Source organism: Sinorhizobium sp. KGO-5, from assembly GCF_036245905.1.
In the GTDB taxonomy this organism is placed as follows: domain Bacteria; phylum Pseudomonadota; class Alphaproteobacteria; order Rhizobiales; family Rhizobiaceae; genus Sinorhizobium; species Sinorhizobium meliloti_A.
The window spans coordinates 258574-279569 of the sequence record NZ_BDIZ01000003.1 but is presented as its reverse complement, the minus strand read 5'-3'; the positions used below and the strand labels follow the sequence as shown (position 1 = coordinate 279569).

16 protein-coding genes and 1 pseudogene are annotated in these 20996 nt (G+C 61.6%); 4 read left to right on the top strand and 13 right to left on the bottom strand.

Annotated features, from left to right (window positions below):
* Positions 1 to 7: 7 nt before the first annotated feature.
* The 5 genes and pseudogenes from phnE to BHD07_RS15300 all read right to left on the bottom strand — a co-directional run bounded on the left by phnE (position 8) and on the right by BHD07_RS15300 (position 6407).
* Positions 8 to 970, bottom strand: a complete 963-nt coding sequence (gene phnE, locus BHD07_RS15320; protein WP_100670168.1) for a phosphonate ABC transporter, permease protein PhnE — start codon at positions 968 to 970, stop codon at positions 8 to 10.
* Positions 971 to 1143: 173 nt separating this feature from the next.
* Entirely contained in the window at positions 1144 to 2049 is a 906-nt protein-coding gene (gene phnD / locus BHD07_RS15315) for a phosphonate ABC transporter substrate-binding protein (RefSeq protein ID WP_100670169.1), read from the bottom strand.
* A gap of 89 nt (positions 2050 to 2138) precedes the next feature.
* Positions 2139 to 2978, bottom strand: coding sequence for a phosphonate ABC transporter ATP-binding protein (gene phnC / locus BHD07_RS15310; protein WP_100670170.1), 840 nt, complete (start codon positions 2976 to 2978; stop codon positions 2139 to 2141).
* Positions 2979 to 3340: 362 nt separating this feature from the next.
* Positions 3341 to 5176, bottom strand: a complete 1836-nt coding sequence (locus BHD07_RS15305) for an ABC transporter ATP-binding protein (protein WP_338281360.1) — start codon at positions 5174 to 5176, stop codon at positions 3341 to 3343.
* A gap of 33 nt (positions 5177 to 5209) precedes the next feature.
* Positions 5210 to 6407, bottom strand: a pseudogene (locus tag BHD07_RS15300) (aminotransferase class V-fold PLP-dependent enzyme).
* Positions 6408 to 6519: 112 nt separating this feature from the next.
* Here BHD07_RS15300 and BHD07_RS15295 point away from each other — a divergent pair.
* Positions 6520 to 7335 (top strand): IclR family transcriptional regulator, encoded by an 816-nt coding sequence (locus BHD07_RS15295; protein WP_338281358.1) that lies wholly within the window; start codon positions 6520 to 6522, stop codon positions 7333 to 7335.
* A gap of 11 nt (positions 7336 to 7346) precedes the next feature.
* Here the strand turns inward: BHD07_RS15295 and BHD07_RS15290 are convergent, their stop codons facing one another.
* The 7 genes from BHD07_RS15290 to BHD07_RS15260 all read right to left on the bottom strand — a co-directional run bounded on the left by BHD07_RS15290 (position 7347) and on the right by BHD07_RS15260 (position 15134).
* Positions 7347 to 7847 carry a RidA family protein gene (locus BHD07_RS15290; RefSeq protein ID WP_018098406.1) on the bottom strand — a complete coding sequence of 167 codons (501 nt, stop codon included), beginning with the start codon at positions 7845 to 7847 and terminating at the stop codon, positions 7347 to 7349.
* Positions 7848 to 7887: 40 nt separating this feature from the next.
* Complete coding sequence (locus BHD07_RS15285) at positions 7888 to 9099, bottom strand: amidohydrolase/deacetylase family metallohydrolase (protein WP_338281355.1); 1212 nt, start codon at positions 9097 to 9099, stop codon at positions 7888 to 7890.
* 3 nt (positions 9100 to 9102) lie between these two features.
* Positions 9103 to 9972, bottom strand: a complete 870-nt coding sequence (locus BHD07_RS15280; protein ID WP_338281353.1) for an ABC transporter permease — start codon at positions 9970 to 9972, stop codon at positions 9103 to 9105.
* Positions 9972 to 10913: an ABC transporter permease gene (locus tag BHD07_RS15275; RefSeq protein WP_198516622.1), complete on the bottom strand. Its 942-nt coding sequence runs from the start codon at positions 10911 to 10913 to the stop codon at positions 9972 to 9974. The genes BHD07_RS15280 and BHD07_RS15275 overlap by 1 nt, the downstream gene beginning before the upstream one ends.
* Before the next feature lie 87 nt (positions 10914 to 11000).
* Positions 11001 to 12521 (bottom strand): ABC transporter substrate-binding protein, encoded by a 1521-nt coding sequence (locus BHD07_RS15270; RefSeq protein ID WP_445190493.1) that lies wholly within the window; start codon positions 12519 to 12521, stop codon positions 11001 to 11003.
* Positions 12522 to 12974: 453 nt separating this feature from the next.
* A complete protein-coding gene (locus tag BHD07_RS15265; protein WP_338281349.1) occupies positions 12975 to 14102 on the bottom strand; it encodes an NAD(P)/FAD-dependent oxidoreductase in 1128 nt (375 codons plus the stop codon).
* 78 nt (positions 14103 to 14180) lie between these two features.
* Positions 14181 to 15134 (bottom strand): LysR family transcriptional regulator, encoded by a 954-nt coding sequence (locus tag BHD07_RS15260; protein WP_338281348.1) that lies wholly within the window; start codon positions 15132 to 15134, stop codon positions 14181 to 14183.
* A gap of 187 nt (positions 15135 to 15321) precedes the next feature.
* Between BHD07_RS15260 and BHD07_RS15255 the strand changes: the two genes are divergently transcribed.
* Both BHD07_RS15255 and BHD07_RS15250 read left to right on the top strand, forming a co-directional pair.
* Positions 15322 to 16509, top strand: a complete 1188-nt coding sequence (locus BHD07_RS15255) for an acyl-CoA dehydrogenase (protein WP_018098414.1) — start codon at positions 15322 to 15324, stop codon at positions 16507 to 16509.
* Between the two features lie 8 nt (positions 16510 to 16517).
* Positions 16518 to 17702 carry a CaiB/BaiF CoA transferase family protein gene (locus BHD07_RS15250; RefSeq protein WP_338281346.1) on the top strand — a complete coding sequence of 395 codons (1185 nt, stop codon included), beginning with the start codon at positions 16518 to 16520 and terminating at the stop codon, positions 17700 to 17702.
* 61 nt (positions 17703 to 17763) lie between these two features.
* Here BHD07_RS15250 and htpG read toward each other — a convergent pair whose 3' ends face one another.
* Positions 17764 to 19653: a molecular chaperone HtpG gene (gene htpG / locus BHD07_RS15245; protein ID WP_338281344.1), complete on the bottom strand. Its 1890-nt coding sequence runs from the start codon at positions 19651 to 19653 to the stop codon at positions 17764 to 17766.
* A gap of 105 nt (positions 19654 to 19758) precedes the next feature.
* Here htpG and BHD07_RS15240 point away from each other — a divergent pair, with 105 nt between their 5' ends.
* Positions 19759 to 20931 carry an acetate/propionate family kinase gene (locus BHD07_RS15240; protein WP_338281342.1) on the top strand — a complete coding sequence of 391 codons (1173 nt, stop codon included), beginning with the start codon at positions 19759 to 19761 and terminating at the stop codon, positions 20929 to 20931.
* Positions 20932 to 20996: the final 65 nt, after the last annotated feature.

Sequence of the window (20996 nt, the reverse complement as noted above, 5' to 3'; positions counted from 1 at the left end):
GGCGGTCCTATTGCGCAAGCTGAAAGGCCTGGTCGCCGACGAGGCGGCGGCGAAGCCAGGCGGAGAACTGATCGACTGCGAAGATCGTGGCGAAGAGCAGGAGGACGATCGCGAGCGTCTTTGCTTCATGGCCCTGGCCGATCGACAGGCGCAGGAGTTCGCCGATGCCGCCCCCGCCGACGGCGCCGATGATCGTCGAGGCGCGCACGTTGATTTCCAGCCGGAGCAGAAAATAGCTGGTGAAGTTGGGCAGCACCTGGGGGACCATGCCGAACCAGACCCGCTCGATCCAGTTGGCGCCGACGGCACGCAGACCTTCCTCCGGTTTCATGTCGGCATTCTCGACCACTTCGAAGAACAGCTTGCCGAGCGCGCCGATCGTGTGGATCGAGACCGCAGCGATGGCGGGAATAGGCCCAAGCGAAAGGATTGCCAGGAAAAAGCCGGCGATGACGACTTCAGGAAAGGCGCGCAGGATTTCCATCAGCCGGCGCACGATGCCCCTGATCCAGGGATTGGGCATCAGATTTCTCGCGGCGAGGAAGCACAGGATGAAGCCGAAGAAGACGCCGATAACCGTCGAAAAGATGGCGATGTTCACGGTCTCCAGCATCTTGTGCACATATTCCGGAATGTAGATGCTCTCGGTCAGGTAGAGGCGGCCCTCCGGGTAATTGTATTTGAAGCTGCCGTCGTCATAGGGCGAAGGCAGGTCGAAGAGGGCGCGAACGATCTCTATCGGATCGCGCGGCATGAGATGGCCGACGAAATCGAAGAAGTGCGGCAGCCGGTCGAAGAACTTGCCCGCGTTCGACTCGTTCGCGAACCAGAGCGAACTGACAAGCGTCAACGCGAGAAATGCGAGACCGAGCCAGGTATAAAGACGCCGGCGATTGTTGAGCTCCTGCCAGTGACGCTCGATAAGGGCGCCGTTCTCGCTGAGGTGTCGTGTTGACACGGAAGTGGCCATTGGGTTTCCGGCAAGGGGCCGGCCTCTAGAGCGCTTCCGGGAAGAGGAAGTGCGTCGTTTCAAAAAGTAGGATCGCTTGATCGGGACGATCCGGGAGCGGGTGGCTGCAGCTGCCCCGATAGTCGAACGCCGGCCGCAGCTTGGCGGCCGGCGCAGGATGATGCGTTCGGCAATCAGCCGCCGATCGTCGCCTTGCGGGCATCGATGATCGGCTTGTAGAAATCGCTATTGACCTCGACGAAACCGGTGAAGTCGCCGCCCTGGATGGCGGAGAAGCAGGCGGCGTCGGTCTTCGGCAGATCCATCATGAATTGCTTGAACTTGGCCTTCATGTCGTCGTTCAATGCGGAACGCACGACGATCGGGCCGTTCGGGATCAGCGGCGACTTCCACAGTTCGACGAGGTCGTTCATGTCGACGATACCCTTGTCGACCATCTTGCGCAGGTTGCCCGAGGTGTAGCCGTCCTTGAACTCGCCGACGCCCGAGCCGAAGGTCGTACCGGCATCGAAGGTACCCTTAACGACTTCAAGCACGAGGTTCTCGTGGCCGCCGCCGAAGCCGGTTTCACCGAAATATTCCTTGATCGGCGCGCCGATCGCTTCCGGCAGCGTTACGAGGGGAACGAGATAGCCCGAGGTCGAGTCCGGATCGGCGAAGCCGAGCTTCTTGCCCTTCAGGTCTTCGAGCTTTGTAATGCCGGAGTCCTTGCGGGCGACCATGATCGAATGATAGCCCGTGGAGCCGTCGGTCTGGACGGTCGTCAGGATCGGTTCGACGGCGTCAGCCTTGGCGAGATAGATCTTGGCATAGCCGGAGGCGCCGAGTTCGGCGTAATCGAGCGTGCCGCCGAGGAGGCCCTGGATCACGCCGTCATAGTCCGCCGCCGGAAAGAGGGAGACCTTCTCGACGCCGATGGCTGCCGGGAGCTGATCGACGAGGCACTGGTAGTTGCGCAGGCGGTCGGCTTCGTTTTCGCCGCCGATGATGCCGACGCGGAATTCCTTCAGGTCTTCGGCCTGTGCGTGGCCGACGAGGGCGAAAAGCGCGACCGCGCTCAGAAGAGCTTTTTTAAGCATTGGGTTCGTTCTCCCGTTTCCCGGACGCGCCGGGTCTTTCTCGGTTTCGAAAAGGCGCCCTTGACGCGGGCATTCGATCGCGGCGGACCTTAAGGGCCGGCCAGTGCCAGCGGCTTCAAGCCGGCCGATGCTGTTTCCTGCGGTGCTTCCGCGGGGATGTTGATGCTGGTCGAGGTCATCGACTCCTCGATCGCCGTTTCCGCGCCGTAGATCGCCGCGACCGCGGCGGCGGTCAGATCCTTCGGCTGTCCGTCGAAGACGACCTGACCATGCGCCATGCCGATAATCCGCTCGCAATAGTTCCGCGCGGTATCGAGCGTATGCAGGTTGGTAATCACGGTGATGCCGTCGCGCTCGTTGATGTCGCGCAGCGCGTCCATCACGATCTTGGCGTTGAGCGGGTCGAGCGACGCGATCGGCTCATCGGCGAGCAGCATCTTCGGCTGCTGCATCAGCGCGCGGGCGATCGCGACGCGCTGCTGTTGTCCACCCGAGAGCGTGCCGGCCGGCTGAAGGGCGGTCTGTTCGATCCCCAGACGCTCCAGTGCACCGATCGCCATGATGCGCTCTTCGCGGCTGAACATGTTGAGGACGCTCAGTACGGTGGATCGATGGTTGAGCCGCCCAAGGAGAACATTGGTCAGCACGTCGAGGCGAGGCACCAGATTGAACTGCTGGAAGATCATGGCGCAGTCGCGCTGCCACTCGCGCAGGGCCGCGCCCCTGATCGAGGAGACCTGTACCCCGGCGAATTCGATCGAGCCGGAGGAGGGGTCCACCAGACGGTTTATCATGCGCAGGAGTGTCGACTTGCCGGCGCCGGAGCGGCCGATAATGCCAACCATCTGGCCCTGTGGAATGTCGAAGGTAACCGAGCTGACGGCTGTCTTCTTGCCGAACTGGCGGGTTACGTTCTTCAACTGAAACATTGGCAGCTTCCTCTTTCGGGGAGACCGATCATCGGTATGACCCTGCCATATCCGCGCTTCATGAAGGCGCAGTGTCAGTTTCGTGTAGGTTCTGTAACAGTGCACGGGTGCGGTTCATGAATCTCGAACGCACCGGCCGAAGTCATCGTGACAGGTGACATCCGTCACCCCCGCAGCCTGCAGCGCAGGTCGGCTTCCAGCCGCGGATCGAACGGCAGCGGAAGCGCGGAATGGTCGGTGCCGAAGCCGTAGCTTTCAGACGTGCAGCAAAGGTCCTCATTCGAACTCCGAGCTGGGCACGTCATAGACGAAGCCTCGGGAAACAGCCTGATGCGAGGAGAGGGCCAATCATCGCGTCGAGATCACGCGGCGACAAAGTGCCCCGGCGAAACCTCGTGGTACTGGATTGGTACAGTCTTGTAATCGACCGGACGGATCGGGCTTTTTATCTCTTCATTGCTGATAAGGCCCTTTCCCCGGCGGCGATCCGGGTCGGGGACCGGCACCGCGGAAATCAGTTTCTTCGTATAAGCGTGCTGCGGATTGCCGAAGACCGCAGCGCGAGGGCCGACCTCAACGATTTCACCAAGGTACATGACTGCAACGCGATGGCTGACGCGCTCGACGACGGCCATATCGTGGGAAATGAAGAGGAAAGCAAGATTGAGGCTCTGTTGCAGATCCAGCAGCAGATTGATCACCTGCGCCTTGATCGAAACGTCGAGAGCCGAGACGCTCTCGTCGGCGACGATCACCTTCGGATCGAGCGCCAGCGCCCGGGCGATACAGATGCGCTGACGCTGGCCTCCGGAAAACTCATGCGGGTAGCGCGAAGCCATGTCGGCTGTCAGTCCGACCTTGACCAGGAGATCGGCCACCAGATCACGTGCCTGTTTGGCGGTTCCCATCTCGTGTTCGAGATAGGGTTCGGCGATTGCAGCACCTATCCGCATGCGTGGGTTGAGGCTCGCGAAGGGATCCTGGAAGATCATCTGGACGGTCTTGCGCATCTCGCGCATTCCGCTTGCATCAAGCGTCAAGATCTCGGTTCCATCCACCAGAACGGAGCCGGCCTGCGGCTCGATCAGGCGCATAATCGCACGACCGGTCGTCGACTTGCCGCAACCGGATTCACCGACCAGAGATAGAGTCTCGCCGGCATGCAGGTCGAAGGAAACGTTTTCGACCGCATGGACGCGGCCACTCAAGCGGCTGAACAGGCCGGAGTGGATGTCGAAATGCTTAGTGAGGTTCCTGACTTCGAGCACCGGGCGTTTCCCGAGTGCAACGGTATCTGCCGTCTCGACCGGGACATCGGAGAGCCCGGTCGCCGTATCGACGACAGGAAAGCGCATGGGCCGATCCCTGCCGCCCATCGAGCCAAGGACAGGAACGGCGGACAGAAGCGCACGCGTATACGGGTGTTTGGCGCGGAAGAAGATATCGCTCGTTGGGCCTGATTCCACCTGCTCGCCGCGGTACATTACCACCGTTCGGTCGGCAATTTCGGCAACGACGCCCATATCGTGCGTGATGAAGAGCACGGAGGTTCCCTCTTCCTCCTGCAGCGTTTTGATGAGATCGAGAATCTGTCCCTGGATGGTGACATCAAGTGCTGTCGTCGGCTCGTCGGCAATCAGCAGCTTTGGTCGTGAGGCAAGTGCCATGGCAATCATTACGCGCTGGCGCATACCACCCGAAAACCGGTGCGGATATTCATCGAAACGGGAGGCGGCGGATGGAATGCGCACTTTTTCCAACAACCGGATGGTCTCGGCCCTGGCGTCCCGCTTGCCCATCTGCGAGTGGCAGAGAAGCGCTTCGGAGATCTGGTCGCCGATAGTGAAGAGCGGATTGAGGCTTGTCATAGGTTCCTGAAAGATCATCGCAACATCGTTTCCGCGCACCTGCCGCATCGTGGTCTCAGGCAGTTGCAGAATATCGCGGCCGTCGAGCTCGACCCTTCCCGCGATATGGCTGGTATCGGCCGGGAGCAGTCGCATGATCGACAGCGAGGTGACGCTCTTGCCGGAGCCGGATTCTCCGACGATCGCCACGGTCTCGCCAGGGGCCACCGTGAACGACATATCCCGCACAACGGACCTCCACTCCCCGTCGACGATGAACGACGTCGTCAGGTTCTCCACGGACAAAATCGGCGGCACGGGTTCTGTTTGTAAGGCGGGGAGGGTTGCCATGTCGGGATCCTTCTTCGGTTTCAGCCGTCGGGTTCAATCCGGCCAGCGCAGTGCGCCATCGAAACGGTGCTTGCTGCGGTTTTCCAGCGGTGTGGCGATGATGTCGTTCGAGGCGCTGGCCTTATCGAGTTCATCGGCCAGACGGTTGGCAACGATGGTCTCCTGACCCGGATGCAGGTTGCAGGGATCGAGGTAGAAGTAGTGATGCTCGACCTCGTGGTCGCGGACGATGACAGGCGGCGTACCGCGCGCCAGCGCAGCGGCAAGATCCCACGCCGTGATATGGGCTTCGCGCGGTCACGATCACCCGCAGCCTGTCGAGTGGATTGCCGGTCGGATCGGGCTCGATCAGCGCTGTGACGCCTGGTCGGTTCTCCAGCGTGTCGCGCCAGAGATGGAGATAGCCGGTCTCGCGGGCGCGGATACCGTCATGATCGCGCTTTTCCCAGGCTTCCAGGGCCGCCATGAGGCCGAAGACGCTCTCCTTGCCGACTTTCATGCCCCGCCCAATCCCCATATTCTGAAGGAAGGCGTTGCGCACGAGGTCCTTCCTCCCAGCCACGATGCCGGAAGTCGGGCCGCCCAGAAATTTGTGACCGGAATAAAGCACGATGTCCGCTCCCTGCTCGAGAAAGCTACGCAGATCGTATTCCGATGCCGCATCAACGATGACGGGCACTGATTTCGCGTGGGCGATTTCCACGAATTCCGTCAGCTTCAACAGGCCGTAGTCGACGACGTGATGGGAGACGACGTAAAGGGCCGCAGCCGTCTTTTCCGTGATCGCGTTCTCCATGTGGTACCGATGGGTCGAGGTCGCCTGCCCGATCATCACGGTCTTGGCGCCCGCCAGACGAATGGACTGATCGACCGGCGCGCCGTAACTGACGATATGGCCCATCTGCACAAGGACCTCATTTTTTTCTGTGCTGACGCCGGGCAGTTTCTCGATGGCGAGCAGATCGCTGCCGGTGATGGTTCCGGCAATGGCAAGGGTGATGCCTGCCGCGCACGATGCCGTCACGAAACCGGCTTCGCCGCCGGTCAGCCGCGCGATCACGGCACTTGCTTTTCGCTGCAGGTCATTCATCTCGACGAATTGCGGCAGGATGGATGTCATAGCGGCAATCGCTTCCGGAACCACGATCGATGCCCCCAAACTTGTCATCGTGCCTGAAACATTGATGACCGGACGCAGTCCGAGGGATGTGCGAATGTCTTCACTGGGCATTGTGCTCTCCGAAATTATTGCGGCCGAAAACGGAGGGGATTGCCTTCCGATCATCGACAGCTATGCCATTACAATGTAATAACAGTCCAAAATCATCATGTGAGTTCGTGTCTTGAACGCCAAAATCCACCCCATTTCCGTGATCGATGAGAACAGCGTGAAAAGCGGAAAACGCTCTCGGGTCAGCGGCATAGACCGGGCCCTGCAGGTTCTTGATCACCTCTACGAGACCGGCGCGCCCTGTAGTGCCTATGCTATTGCCAAGGCAATTGGCGCGCCGCTTTCCACGGTCTACGTGATCGTCGATGATCTGGTGGAAAAGAACCTTTTGACGCGCGGTGCCGATGGCTTGATCTGGCTTGGAGCGCGGCTTTACCACTTCGGTCTTGCCTATGCCCGCTCGCTGGATTTCATGAGTGTCGCCACCCATGAAATGCACGATCTCTGTCGCCAGGTCGGTGAAACCGTCCAGCTTTGTGGCCGTGACGGCGACCATATGCTGGTGCTTGCGATGGCGGAAGGTCCAAGCCATTTCCAGGTCGCCTCGCGCGTTGGAACCCGTGTGCCGCTGAACTGGACCGCGTCCGGCCGGCTTCTGGTGGGTCATCTGCCCGACGATGAGCGGCTCGAGCTCTTCAGGCGATGCGCCCGTTCCTCGCCGACCGGACGCGCCGATGTCGATCCCGCCAAGCTGTCTGCCGCGGCCGTGGATGCGATGAAGGCGCGACTTTCCATTCAGGCGGGCGAATCCGACTATGCCGTTGCCTGCATCGCATCGCCGATCTGCGATCGCGATGGCCGGTGCGTCGCGACCATCTCGATCGTTCTGCCGGAGCAGAAGGCCTTTTCCGACGAAACGCATTACACTTCGCATGCGCGCGCTTCCGCGGACAGGATCGAAAAACTGATGGGCTGGCGCGGTCACTGACATGCTTTTTCTTAACCGTGCAGGGCGACGATCGCTTCGATCTCGACTGTGATATTGCCGGGCAACGACCCGAAGCCGACGGCGGACCGGGCATGCTGCCCGGCATCGCCGAAGACCTCGACGAAAAGATCCGAGCACCCATTGATGACGCCGGGATGATCCTCGAAGTCTGGTGTCGCATTGACCATGCCGAGCAGCTTGACGACGCGCCGTACCCGGGAAAGGTCTCCCAGTGCCTCCTGCAGGACGGCCAGCAGGTTGATGCCTGTCAGTCGCGCGTGGCTATAGGCATCGGCGACATCGACGCCGCCCGATCCCACCTTGCCGGTATGCATGAAGCCATCGGCCTCACGCGGGCCCTGGCCGGAAAGATAGATCAGATTGCCTTCGCGCACATGCGTCACGAAATTGGCTATCGGCGGCGGGGGGGGCGGCAACACGATGCCGAGCGACGTCAGCCGCTCGGCAGGCGAACCCGTCCTGTCGGCGGCGGTTGCCGTGGAACTGTTCACGCGAACTCCTGTGTCCTGTAAAAATGAGAGTGGCCCCGGCTTAACGGTATGAATAGCCGTGGCTGTGACGCACGAGTTTTCGTGCGCGCGGGATATAGCGGCTGGCTGACACCGCTTCCGCGCCGATGATGGCATAGCGCGGTTCGAAAATGCGGGTGAGCACCGAGACGTCACCATTCGAATCGGTCGCCTCGATATCGGCATCGACCAGATCGAAAACGGTGAAATCGGCCCGCTCGCCAACGGTGAGGCGGTTTTCCATCGGCAGCTTGATAACGGACGCCGGCGCCTGAGTAACTGCCTCCACCACCTTGTCGAACGGCATGCCGACCACCAGCAGTTTTGACATGGTCGTCGCCAGATCCCAGACCGGGAAGTTCATCGAGTGGTCGTGCAGATCGGTCGAGATAGAGAATGGCAGAAGACCCCGCTTGATTGCCGCCTCGGCAACCTTGAACGAGAAGGACGCCCCGCCATGGCCGATATCCAGCCGGATACCGTCGCCGGCACATCGCTCGGCGAGATCGAACAGATCCTCGTCTTCCATGATGCTCGAGCCAGCCTTGCCGTTGAAACAATGGGTGACGATGTCGCCTGGGCCGAGGATTTCCAGCACTTCGTCATAAAGCGCCGGAGGCTCACCGACATGTACCATCATCGGTACCTTGAGGATCTTGGCGATTTTCTTTCCGAGCTTGACCGGCGTCACGCCCCAGGATCCGGTGATGACGTGGCTCGCTCGGACCTTGATGCCGACAATATGCTCGCTGTTTTCGGCGTAGACCTCAAGAATGCGGTCGAGATTGATGTCCTGAATGCTTCTGAGTTCCGGCACGCGGTTGCAGGCGACAAGACCGATGGAGCCGAGATTGATGAATGCCTTGATACACTCGCGCGACGGCTCGATGATATACTCGCGAAAACCATGGAAATTGGCTTCGCCGGCAGAGCCGGCATCCACCAGGGTCGTGACGCCACGCTCCGCGCCGCATTCGGACGGGCGCAGGGAAATATCCGTGCCGCCGTGCCAGATGTGCACGTGCAGATCGATCCAGCCGGGCGAGATCCACGCGCCGTTGCCATCGATGCGCTGCACCTCAGTGGATACGGCAAGCGAGGGGCCGACTTCGGCGATGCGGCCGTCAGCATTGATCAGGATATCGATCGGGCCGTTTGGTGTGCTGGCGCCGAAGGCAATGGGTTTGACATTGGCGAGGAGCACAGGCCCCTTCGCCTCATATCGATAAGACATGTTTCATAAGTCCTTTCGAAGCCTTGGATCGAGAAGATCGCGCAATCCGTCGCCAACCATCTGCAGCGACAGCACGGAGAGAATGATGGCGAAGCCAGGAAACAGCGTCATCCAGTCGGCTTGGCCGATATATTGCCGGCCGGCGGAGATCATCGTGCCCCAGGTCGGGATTTCCGGGCTGACGCCAAGCCCGAGAAACGAAAGTCCCGCTTCGGCCAGCATGGCGCTCGCAAAGAGAAATGTCGCCTGCACGAGGATCGGCGACAGCAGGTTGCGCAGCACATGCCGCGTCATGATGTGGCGCGTCGAAATGCCAAGCGCCCGGGCGGCCTCGATATAGGGGAGCTCGCGGATCACCAGGGTCGACGCACGGACGATACGCGCCAGGCGCGGCGCGTAGACGATGCTGAGCGCGATGATGACGGTGGTCAGCGATGGCCCCAGTGCGGCCACAAGCGCGATGGCGAGAAGAATGTCCGGAAAGGCCATCATCGCGTCGATCAGACGGGCGATCGGCGCATCGAATTGCTTGAAGAATCCGGCGATCAGCCCGAGCGTCACACCGATGATCGCGGACAATGTCACGACGGCGGCACCGACCAGCAATGACAGCCGCGCCGAATAGATGGTCCGCGAAAACACGTCGCGGCCGAACTCGTCGGTACCGAAGATGAACGTGCCGCCCGGCGGTTTCAACCGGTTGACGATGGACAGTTTTGACGGCGCATAAGGCGCGATCAGCGGGGCAAAGATGGCAAGCAGCACGAAGATCGTCAGAACGATCAGTCCGAAGGCCACGGTCTTGCGCTTCAGCAGGCGCCGAATGAATTTGTTGCGCTCGCTGAGCGCCGGTTTCGAGACGATTGCTGTCATCAGTAACGCACCCTCGGATCGACCAGCAGGTAGAGCATGTCGATGGCAAAATTGATCAGGACATAGAGTGCGGCAATGACCAGCAACGCCCCCTGGATGACCGGGTAATCGCGCCTGAGCACGGCGGATACCACCAGGTTGCCGACGCCGGGCAGGCCGAACACGGTCTCGGTGACGACGGCGCCTGAGACGAGAACCGCCGCAGTCAGGCCGATCACCGTGAGGATCGGAACCAGCGCATTCTTCAACGCATGCTTGAGGATGACACGCCGCTCGATCAGACCCTTGGCGCGGGCAGTCCGGATATAGTCATCTCCGAGCACATCGAGCATCGAGGCGCGGGTGAAGCGCAGCACCAGCGCCGAGGAGACGATGCCAAGCGCAAACGCCGGCAGCGTCAGATGATGCATCCGCTCAGCAAACGTCGATCCCGGTCCGCCGTAGCCCGACACGGGGAACAGATCGAGACGGACGGCAAAGACCTGCATCATGATCAGGCCAAGCCAGAAGCTCGGAATGCTGGCAGCCAGCATCGCCAGCGCTGTTGCTGCCTGGTCGAAGAGCGAACCACGCCGATAGGCCGCATAGATCCCGATCGGCAAGGCGATGGCGCTTGCGATGAGCAGCGAGAACACCGTAAGGAAAAAGGTCGGTTCGGCCCGCTCGAGCAGGGCCGATGCGACCGGCATGTTGAGGAAGATCGATTGGCCGAGATCGCCCTTCAGCAGCTGCCCCATATAATAGATGTATTGAACGCCCAGCGAACGGTCGAGGCCCAGCCGTATGCGCAGCTCCGCAATATCCTGGGCGCTGGCGTCCGGCCCGAGCATGACCGCTGCCGGATCGCCGGGCGTCACCCGTACGATCACGAAGACGATCGTGACGACAAGGAACATCACGACGATCATGCCGAAAAGGCGCTGGAGAATATACCGTATCATGAAAGCCTGATCCTCATGCTCCGGAGAGCGCGCAGGTCTGCAAAGGACACCGGCTCGAGCGAGCCGATGTCTCCGACTGAGGAATGATCATTTCGTAATCGACGCGTTCCAGAAAAATGGCCAAGGGGCCGGATCGACGCCTTCCAGTTTTGTCGACTTGGCAGCCACCGCGTTGAAATTACCGATCTTCATGAAGGCCGCGTCGTCATAGATCGCTTTTTGGACATCGGCGAAGAGCGCGACACGCCTGTTTGGATCGACCTCGGAAGTGAATGCATCCACGGCTGCCTTGCGGGCAGGGGTGTTCCACCAGCCCGGCGAACTGGTCGAAAGCGAGCCGATCAGAGCCGGCTCCGGCAGGAACGGGCTGTGGGTGATATAGACGTCCCAAAGCTTGGGATCGGCCCGGCGCTGCGTCAGCGTTGCCCAGTCGACCACCTGCATATCGACGGTAAAGCCGGCAAGCTTGAGATATTCCGCCGCGACCTGGGCCATCTTGTAATGAAATTCATATTGGCGGCTGGTGAGAATCCGCAGTGGCTCGCCATTGTAACCGGCGGACTTCAGCGCTGCCGCCGCGCCTTCCGGGTCCGCCACATTGTAGGCTCCGTCAGTGCCCGCTTCGGTATGCCAGGAATAGGCCTCCGGGTAGATCGCGCCGTCGAGGGAAAAGAAGTCCGGGCTGCCGAAGGCCGCAGCCATCATGTCTTCCATGCTGAGCGCCTGGCGGATGGCCTTGCGCACGGCGACGTCCTTGTTCAGCCCCTCGGCCGTATTGAAGACAAAGACCGGATAGCCGAACGGCTTGAGCATAATCGGCTGCGTCGAGGCCGAAGCCTTGACCTTGTCGAAAGATTCGACCGGGATGGAATCCACATAGTCATACTGGCCGGATACTGCCGCTTCGACGCGCGTGTTGGGATCAGGAACGGGGACAAAGCGGATTTCGTCGAGATACTGGTGTCGAGCGCCGCCGTAGCCATCGCTCTCGCCGGCCCGGGACTTGTAGCCCTCGAAACGGGTCAGCTGGATATATTGGTCGGCCTTGCGCTCCTTGAGCATGTAGGGACCTGTACCGATGAAGTCCTTCATCACGTCATCCTGCTTTTCCGACGGGATGATGATGGCTGCCGAATTGTTGAAGGCGAGCAGGGACGCCAGCGGCGCGTAGGGCTGCGTCAGGGTGATCTTCACCGTTGCCGGATCGGCAGCTTCGATGGAAGCAATGAAGCCTGCTGCCTGCTTGCCGCGCGAGGCAATCTTTTCCCAGCGGGCAAGAGAGGCGACAACATCCTCGGATGTCATGTCTGTATCATCGTGGAATTTGATGCCGGTACGCAGCTTGATTGTGTAGGTTTTACCGTCGGCGCTGATGTCCGGCAGGCTATCGGCCAGAAGCGGCGTGACGTTCCAGTTCTTGTCGAATGTGTAGAGGGTTTCGAAAATATGCTGCGTGACGATACCGACGAGATCGGCCGTCGATGACATCGGATCAAGCGTCGGCGGCTCACCGATCGTGGCGACATCGACGATGCCGCCCTTTTCTTGAGCGAAAAGGCCGGAAGGAAGGACTGTCAGTGCAGTTCCCAGCAGAAGTGCAGTCACCATTTTCACGTTGAAGTTCCCCTTGTTCCACTATTATGTTATATGTGTTCTTATAAAAGAATATTGGATAAGCGGTGGCTGTCAATCGAAAATTGAACTGCCACACGTTTCCGTTGTCCGATCAGCGGCTGATCGCCCCCGGGGCTTCGTCCATGGCGCCGCCTAAGAGCTCGGATTTAACGGAGTTCAACATGGTGCGCGCAGACGCAGATCTTTTGTGGCCGTTGCACAGTAGGCGCGGCGAACCTTCCTCGCTGCGCGCCTTTCCGGGGTGATTTCGTTGAGAGCTTGAACACCGAAAGGATCGGCACTTCGCAAACGATGCGAACGTGGGCAGCCTGATCGATGTCAGGAGCGGCTCCTCAGTCGCGTGACGGCTGCTCGACAACGATAGACGGAGTTGTGGCCTGTGGTTTTGGAATTTGTCGCGATTGCGGCCAGGCTCGCAAAATTGCTTCAGCTCGGCAGGCGACGCGGGTCGAACTGTCGGGGATCGAGCTCTTCGGCGCGGAAGGCTGCGGGCGGTGCGGTGTCGCTCAGAACGGCAGCCGCCAGAGCGCCCAGCGCAGGCGAGGTGAGAATCCCATAGCCTCCCTGGCCGGCCAGCCAGAAGAAATCCGGGCAGCCTGGCGCAAAACCGATGACCGGCAGCCGGTCAGGGGAAAAGCTGCGCAGACCCGCCCAGCTCTTGACGATTCTTCTTACCGGGACCGTCGTCGCCTCTTCGACGTAGTGTGCGGCCCAGGCGACGTCGATCTCCTCCGGCTGAACGTCCGATGCTTCGCACGGCGTCGCGTCGGCGGGCGAGGCGAGCAGCCTCCCTCCCTCGGGCTTCATGTAAAAATCTTCATCTATCTCGTTGATTTCAGGAAGCTTTGCTGCATCGATGCCTGCCGGAAGGTCAACGGTGATGGCGGTGCGCCGATGCGGGACGATGCCGCTCGGCCTTACGCCGAAGACCGCGGCAACCGGGTCCGCCCAGGCACCGGCCGCGTTGACGACGATCCTGGCTCCGATCTCACCGGCCGCCGTGCCCAGCAGCCAGCCCGATCCATGATGCCGAGCGGTGAGGATTTCATGGCGCTCGAGGATGTCGCAGCCGTTGCGGCGGGCGCCCTTGACGTAGCCCTGGAGCAGGTTCTCGACCTCGATGTCCCAGAAATTCGGGTCGTGGAAGGCGGCTGCGACATAGTCGGGCTTGAGGATCGGAACGCGGGCAAGCGCCTCGTCTTTCGTGAGCCGTTCGATTTCAGGCGTGAATTCGCGTTCTTCGGCGAGCAGCTTTTCAAACCGATCGAGTTTCCCGGCACCCGCGATCATCACGCCGCCGCGTTGCCTTAACAGCGGCACGTCGCTGAAGCCTTCCGGCGGCCGATCGAAAAAGGCCTTCGATATCGTCGCAAGTTTGCAGATTTCCGGCGCGTTGTATCTGAGCACGAACTCGGCGGCCGAGCGGCCGGTGCTGTGATAGCCGAGCGCCTCCTCCCGTTCCAGGACGGCGACCGAACGATGCGGGCTCAGGAAATAGGCGAGCGACAAGCCGGCGATCCCGCCCCCGATAATCACGACGTCGTAGTCTGGCATGTACCGCTCCCGCAACTTGACGGCGGAGAATAGGGACGGTGCGGGTGCCGCTCAAATTTATAGTGGTAAATGTCGTTATCAATCCTGCTGATGGTCGCAATGATCCAGCGCTTCGGTGTCGGCGACGTGGGCGAGGAAGGCGGCTTCGGCCGGATTGAGGATGGAATTCGGATTGGAAATGCGGAAGACGTCGGTCGTCGGCAGGTCGCGATAGGGGGGCAACTGCCACAAATCTCCCGCCGCGACGGCCTCGCGGGCGATATGATCGGGCAGCATGCCGATGCCGACATCGGCGGCGATCAGCCGCATGACCTCCTCGACATTGCAGGAGACGCCCCGAACCTGCTGGCCGAAGGAGCCTACGGCGCGGACTGCGGTCACGGAATTCATGTGCTGACCGCCGAGTACATCGGCTATGAAGGCGATGTAAGGATCGCCGCGCAGATCGTGGAAATCAACGCCCTCAACGCCGAAAAGCCGGTGGCCGCGGCCGCAGTAGAGCGCGTAGCGCTCGCGTATGTGGAAGCTCTTGTTCAAGCCCTCCGGTATGATGCCGTCGCAGAGGCCCATCGTCGCAATGTTGCGCTCGACGGCGCTCAACACGTCGACTGTCGTTGCCACGGTCATCGATATCGTCACCTTCGGATGCATGCGAAAGAAGCTGCCGAGTTTCCGGTCCCAGGCGGGATTGTGGGCGTGGCTCACCGCATGGATGTTGAGATGACCGGTGATCTCCTCGCCCGCCGATTCCAGAACATGGGGCAGGCGAATGACGGCCGCGAAGATATCGCGGCACTGGAGGTGCAGTTTCTCACCTGCTTCCGTCAGATCGAAACGCCCCGGGCGGCGGTCGATCAGTTTCTGCCCGATGGTCTGCTCGAGCCGTTTGAGGGCCATGCTGACGGCGGGCTGCTGCAGGAGCAGCCGGTTTGCGGCCGCCGTGATGCTGCCTTCCTCGACGACCACGACGAAGGTGCGCAACAGGTTCCAATCGAGATTGTGGGCGAAACGTTCAAGGCGGTTGTTGGTCATGGTGGCCGGCGGAGCGATGATGTACTTTATGCATATTCAGAAGAATGGTCGCTTGCACAAGGCCAATCGCCACGGGGCCGATCAAATGAATCATGCAGCAGGCGCATGAGCCAGTGTCTCAATTTCGTTTGAAAGCCTTGACCCGGCTTGTCATAACACAGGCGCGACAATGCGACGGGAGATAGAGATGGCCGGCAAAAGCCAATTCCAGTGGGACGATCCGTTCCTCCTCGAAGATCAACTGAGCGAAGACGAGCGGATGATCCGCGATACGGCGCGCGCCTATGCCCAGGAAAAGCTGCAGCCGCGCGTGATCGAAGCTTACCGCGAGGAGACGACGGACCCGGCGATCTTCCGCGAGATGGGCGACCTCGGCCTGCTCGGCGTGACCGTTCCCGACACCTATGGCGGTGTCGGCGCGTCCTACGTCGCTTACGGGCTCGTCGCACGCGAGGTGGAGCGCGTCGATTCCGGCTATCGCTCGATGATGAGCGTGCAATCGTCGCTCGTCATCTATCCGATTTTCGCCTACGGCTCGGAAGAGCAGAAGCGGAAGTTCCTTCCGAAGCTTATCAGCGGCGAGTGGATCGGCTGCTTCGGGCTGACCGAGCCGGACGCAGGTTCCGATCCGGCGGGCATGAAGACCCGGGCGATCAAGACCGAAGGCGGCTACCGTCTCGTCGGCTCCAAGATGTGGATCTCCAATGCGCCGCTCGCCGATGTCTTCGTCGTCTGGGCGAAGTCGGAAGCGCATGACAATGCCATCCGGGGCTTCGTGCTGGAAAAAGGCGCGAAAGGCCTTTCCGCACCGAAGATCGCAGGCAAGCTCTCGCTGCGCGCCTCGATCACCGGCGAAATCGTCCTCGACAATGTCGAGGTCGCAGACGACGCGCTGCTGCCGAATGTCGAGGGGCTGAAGGGACCATTCGGCTGCCTCAACCGTGCTCGCTACGGAATTTCCTGGGGCGCGCTCGGCGCGGCCGAATTCTGCTGGCATGCGGCCCGTCAGTACGGTCTCGACCGCAAGCAGTTCAACCGACCGCTCGCCCAGACCCAGCTTTTCCAGAAGAAGCTCGCCGACATGCAGACCGAGATCGCGCTCGGGCTGCAGGGCTCGCTCAGGGTCGGACGGCTGATGGACGAGGGCCGCATGGCCCCGGAGATGATCTCGATCGTCAAGCGCAACAATTGCGGCAAGGCACTCGATATTGCGCGCATGGCCCGTGACATGCATGGCGGCAACGGCATTTCCGAGGAATATCAGGTCATGCGCCACATGATGAACCTCGAGACTGTCAACACCTATGAGGGCACGCACGACGTGCATGCGCTGATCCTCGGCCGCGCCCAGACCGGGCTGCAGGCCTTCTTCTGAGCGCCGCCATGGAAGCGCCGCTCAAGGGCATCCGGGTGCTCGAACTTGCCCGCATACTGGCGGGCCCCTGGATCGGGCAGACCCTTGCCGATCTCGGCGCCGACGTCGTCAAGGTCGAGAGCCCGGCCGGAGACGACACCCGGACCTGGGGACCTCCCTTCGTGAAAGGCGAAGACGACGAAAGGCTGGATGCCGCCTATTTTCACGCGTGCAACCGCGGCAAGAGGTCTGTCGTTCTCGACTTTACGACCGCAGAGGGGCAGGAGGCGGTGCGCCGGCTTGCCGCGCAATCCGACGTCTTGCTCGAGAACTTCAAGGTCGGCGGCCTCGCCAAATATGGTCTCGAGTATGAAAGCCTGAGGAAAGTCAATCCGCGGCTCATCTATTGCTCGGTCACCGGCTTCGGGCAGGACGGGCCCTATGCTCACCGCGCCGGCTACGACTACATCGTCCAGGGCATGAGCGGCATCATGGACCTGACGGGCGAGCCGGATCGTGAACCGCAAAAGATCGGCGTTGCCTTCGCAGATATTTTCACCGGGCTCTATGGTGTTATCGCGGTGCAGGCGGCCCTGGCACAGCGGGAACGCACGGGCGAGGGCCAGCAGATCGACATGGCGTTGCTCGACTGCATGACGGGCGTGCTCGCCAATCAGGCGCTGAACTTTCTCGTTTCCGGCAAGGCACCGCGGCGGCTCGGCAATGCCCATCCGAATATCGCACCCTATCAGGTGTTTCCGACCGCCGACGGGCATCTGATCGTCGCAGTCGGCAACGACCGCCAATTCGTGAAATTCTGCGAACTCCTCGGCCGGCCGGATCTCGCCTCGGATGCCCGCTACCATACGAATGCAGACCGCGTGCAGCACCGCGAGAGCCTGACACCGGAGCTCGCGGCGGAAACAGCGAAGTTCGAGCGGGATACATTGCTCGCCCGGCTCGAAGCCGCAGGCGTCCCCGGTGGCCCGATCAACTCGGTCGCCGACGTTTTCGCCGATCCGCAGGTCGTCCACCGGCAGATGCGGGTGGAGACACCCCATACCGGCGCGACGGCAGGAACGTCGCCGGGCGTCCGCACGCCGATCCGCTTCTCCGGTGCAACGCTTTCGCTCGAGCGCGGCGTGCCCCGGCTCGGGGAACATACGGATGAGGTGCTGGCGGAGATCGGAATGGTCTTGCCGAAAGACCGGTAAGTCAGGCCGGCATCAATCTCCTTCGCCCCGCCCGCGGGACGAAGGAGCCTTTCTTTTGAGCCTAAACCTTCAAGGCCCGATCGAACACGCGGGAAAGCCGCTCTGCAAAGGCGCGGGGGTTTTCGGGCTTGTCGCCGTCGAGGACGCGGGCCTGGTCGAGGAGAAGTCTGACCGCGTCCTCGCGGAAGCCCTTGTCCTCCGCGGAGCAGGCGGCAAGCGCGGCGATCAGGTTATGGCCGGGATTGATCTCGAGGACTGGCTTGGGAGCGCCCTCCATGCGTCCGGCGCCTTGGAGCATTTTCTGGAGCTGAAGGTCAGGCCCCTGTTCGGGCGCGACAAGGCAGACGGCGCTTTCCGTGAGGCGGTCGGAGGTGCGGACGTCCGAAACCACGTCGCCGAGCGTCTCCCTCGCGAAAGCCACGAAGTCGGTGACGGCGGCGCCCGCTTCCGTCGAAGCGGCGGCCGCATCGTCCTTTTTGGCGATGGCGGCGAGATCGGCCGCACCCTGGGTGATCGACTTGAACGGCTTTCCTTCGAAATCGGGAGCGGTCGTCACCCAGAAGCTGTCGACCGGGCACGTCAGGAGCAGCACCTCGATGCCGCGGGCGCGAAAACCTTCGAGCTGGGGCGACGCCTTCAGCTGGGCGAGGTTGTCGCCGGTAAGGTAGTAGATGGCCGACTGGCCGTCCTTCATCTCCTTGACGTAATCGCTCAAACCGCGCGGCTTGTCGTCATCCGCGGTCGTGCGGAAGCGCGACAGCGCCAGGAGCTGGCCCCGCCGCTCGAAATCCTCGTAAATGCCCTCCTTGATCACGCTCCCGAAGTTTTCCCAGATCTTGGCGAAAGCCTCGGGATCGCTTTCCGCAAGCTTTTCGATGCCGGTCAGGACGCGGTTCGTCAGCCCCTTGCGGATATTTGTGAGAAGAGGACTTTCCTGAATCATTTCCCGCGAGACGTTGAGCGGCAGGTCCGCCGTGTCGACGAGGCCGCGCACGAAGCGCAGGTATCGCGGCAGCAGTTCCGCCTCGTCGGTGATGAAGACGCGCTTGACGTAGAGCTTCATCCGGCCCTTGCGATCGGGGTCGAAAAGATCGAACGGCTTCGAGCCGGGCACGAAGGCAAGCGCGGTATATTCGTGGCGCCCCTCGGCGCGGAAATGAACCGTCAGCGCGGGATCGTCGTACTGCCCGGCAACGCCGCGGTAGAAATCGGTATAATCGTCCTTGCTGATCTCGCTTTTCTGCTTCGTCCAGAGCGCCGTGCCGTCTGCTACCTGTGCCGGTTCTGCACCGGGCTTCTCGACGATCGAGATCGGAACCGGCACGTGACCGGACTGTTCCTTGATGATGCGCTCGACCGTCCAGCGCGAGGTGTAGGTCTTGGCGTCGTCCATTAGATGCAGCGTGATGCGCGTACCGCGCGACGGCGCGTCCGCGAGATTGACCGCCGAAACCGTGTAGCTGCCCTTGCCGTCGGATGCCCAGTGCCAGGCCTTGTCGGTGCCGGCGCGGCGGGAAACGACATCGACGTTGTCGGCGACCATGAAGGCCGAATAGAAGCCGACACCGAACTGGCCGATGAGCTGGGCGCCGTCCTTGTTCTGCGCTGCTTCAACCCGCTCCATGAAGGCACGCGTGCCGGAGCGTGCAATCGTGCCCAGCGATTCGACAAGCTCGTCGCGGCCCATGCCGATGCCGTTGTCCTCGATGACCAGGCGGGCATTCTCCTCGTCGAGCGTCAGAGTGATGCGCGAGGCGGGATCGCTGCCGAGGAGCTCGGGGGCGACGATCGCTTCGTAGCGCAGCTTTTCGCAGGCGTCGGCCGCATTCGAAATCAGCTCGCGGAGAAAGACGTTCTTATCGGAATAGACGGAGTGCACCATCAGGTGCAGCAGCTTCGCCACGTCGGCTTCGAAGACATGTTTCTCTACGGACGTTTCGACTTCACTCATTGCGTTTTCGGACCTCGTTGACGTTTGCTCCCAATTGGCAAGCCGCGGCCTGAATTTCAAGGGTCGTCTTGCGGCAGCCCCGCTTCGGTGCGAAGCTCCTGTCAGATGGAAGCGCTGCTCGTCATCAATGCCGGCTCGTCCAGCCTGAAGTTCCAGATATTCGGGATCGCCACGGCGGGGCTCGAGCGGCAGGTTCGTGCGAAACTGGACGGCATCGGAACCCGGCCGCGCCTGAAGGCGACGGCAGCCGACGGCACCGAGCTCATCGATCGGAGCTTGGACAGGACCGATGTTCGCGACCTTCCCGCGGCCCTGTCGGTCGCACGCGACTGGCTGGCGACGCTTCGCGGTTTCGACCTCCGGGCGATCGGCCATAGGGTGGTGCATGGCGGTCCGGATTACGTCCGGCCGGTGCTGATCGACACGACGGTGCTCGACCGTCTGTCAAGCTATCAGGACCTCGCACCGCTGCACCAGCCCAACAATCTCGCGCCGATCCGGCTCGCTATGGAAATCAAACCCGATGTGCCGCAGGTCGCCTGTTTCGACACGGCCTTCCATCGAGGGCGCGCCGAGCATACCGATTGCTACGCCCTGCCGCGCGCCTTCTATGAGCAGGGTGTGCGGCGCTATGGCTTTCACGGAATTTCCTATGAATATATCGCCGGCCGACTGCGCGAGGTGGCGCCCGAGGTCGCCCGCGGCCGGGTGATCGTCGCCCATCTCGGCAGCGGCGCGTCGATGTGCGCGCTGAACGACGGACGCAGCGTCGAAACGACGATGGGCTTTACCGCACTTGACGGGCTGCCGATGGGCACGCGGCCGGGCCAATTGGATCCCGGCGTCGTTCTCCACCTGCTCCGGGACATGAGTGCACAAGCTGTGTCGGACCTCCTCTACCACCAGTCCGGCCTGAAAGGTCTCTCCGGCATATCGAACGACATGCGCGAGCTTCTGGAGAGCGAGGACCCGCGTGCTTCCTTCGCGATAGACCATTTCGTGCACCGCTGCGCGCTCAACGCCGGCATGCTGGCCGCAGCCTTGGGGGGCCTCAATGCTTTTGTCTTTACGGGCGGCATCGGCGAAAACGCCGCGCCGATCCGGGCCCGTATTTCCGAAGGCCTGGCCTGGCTCGGCGCGCGGCTCGATCCGGCCGCAAACGATGCAGATGCCTCGGTCATCTCGAAGGCAGGAAGCCGCGTCGCGCTCCACGTCATGCCCACCGACGAGGAACTGATGATCGCCCGCCATACGCTTGCGATCATCCGTGCTCCTTGAAGAGCCGGCCCGAAATCTTGTCGTTCCGACAGTTCCCCTCCCAATACGGAACGCCTCTACATGTG

Bases quoted from the DNA above. Each gene is read 5' to 3' on its own strand.
- phnE (WP_100670168.1), bottom strand. From the start codon at position 970: ATGGCCACTTCCGTGTCAACACGACACCTCAGCGAGAACGGCGCCCTT.
- phnD (WP_100670169.1), bottom strand. From the start codon at position 2,049: ATGCTTAAAAAAGCTCTTCTGAGCGCGGTCGCGCTTTTCGCCCTCGTC.
- phnC (WP_100670170.1), bottom strand. From the start codon at position 2,978: ATGTTTCAGTTGAAGAACGTAACCCGCCAGTTCGGCAAGAAGACAGCC.
- BHD07_RS15305 (WP_338281360.1), bottom strand. From the start codon at position 5,176: ATGGCAACCCTCCCCGCCTTACAAACAGAACCCGTGCCGCCGATTTTG.
- BHD07_RS15285 (WP_338281355.1), bottom strand. From the start codon at position 9,099: ATGTCTTATCGATATGAGGCGAAGGGGCCTGTGCTCCTCGCCAATGTC.
- BHD07_RS15280 (WP_338281353.1), bottom strand. From the start codon at position 9,972: ATGACAGCAATCGTCTCGAAACCGGCGCTCAGCGAGCGCAACAAATTC.
- BHD07_RS15275 (WP_198516622.1), bottom strand. From the start codon at position 10,913: ATGATACGGTATATTCTCCAGCGCCTTTTCGGCATGATCGTCGTGATG.
- BHD07_RS15270 (WP_445190493.1), bottom strand. From the start codon at position 12,521: ATGGTGACTGCACTTCTGCTGGGAACTGCACTGACAGTCCTTCCTTCC.
- BHD07_RS15265 (WP_338281349.1), bottom strand. From the start codon at position 14,102: ATGCCAGACTACGACGTCGTGATTATCGGGGGCGGGATCGCCGGCTTG.
- BHD07_RS15260 (WP_338281348.1), bottom strand. From the start codon at position 15,134: ATGACCAACAACCGCCTTGAACGTTTCGCCCACAATCTCGATTGGAAC.
- BHD07_RS15255 (WP_018098414.1), top strand. From the start codon at position 15,322: ATGGCCGGCAAAAGCCAATTCCAGTGGGACGATCCGTTCCTCCTCGAA.
- BHD07_RS15250 (WP_338281346.1), top strand. From the start codon at position 16,518: ATGGAAGCGCCGCTCAAGGGCATCCGGGTGCTCGAACTTGCCCGCATA.
- htpG (WP_338281344.1), bottom strand. From the start codon at position 19,653: ATGAGTGAAGTCGAAACGTCCGTAGAGAAACATGTCTTCGAAGCCGAC.
- BHD07_RS15240 (WP_338281342.1), top strand. From the start codon at position 19,759: ATGGAAGCGCTGCTCGTCATCAATGCCGGCTCGTCCAGCCTGAAGTTC.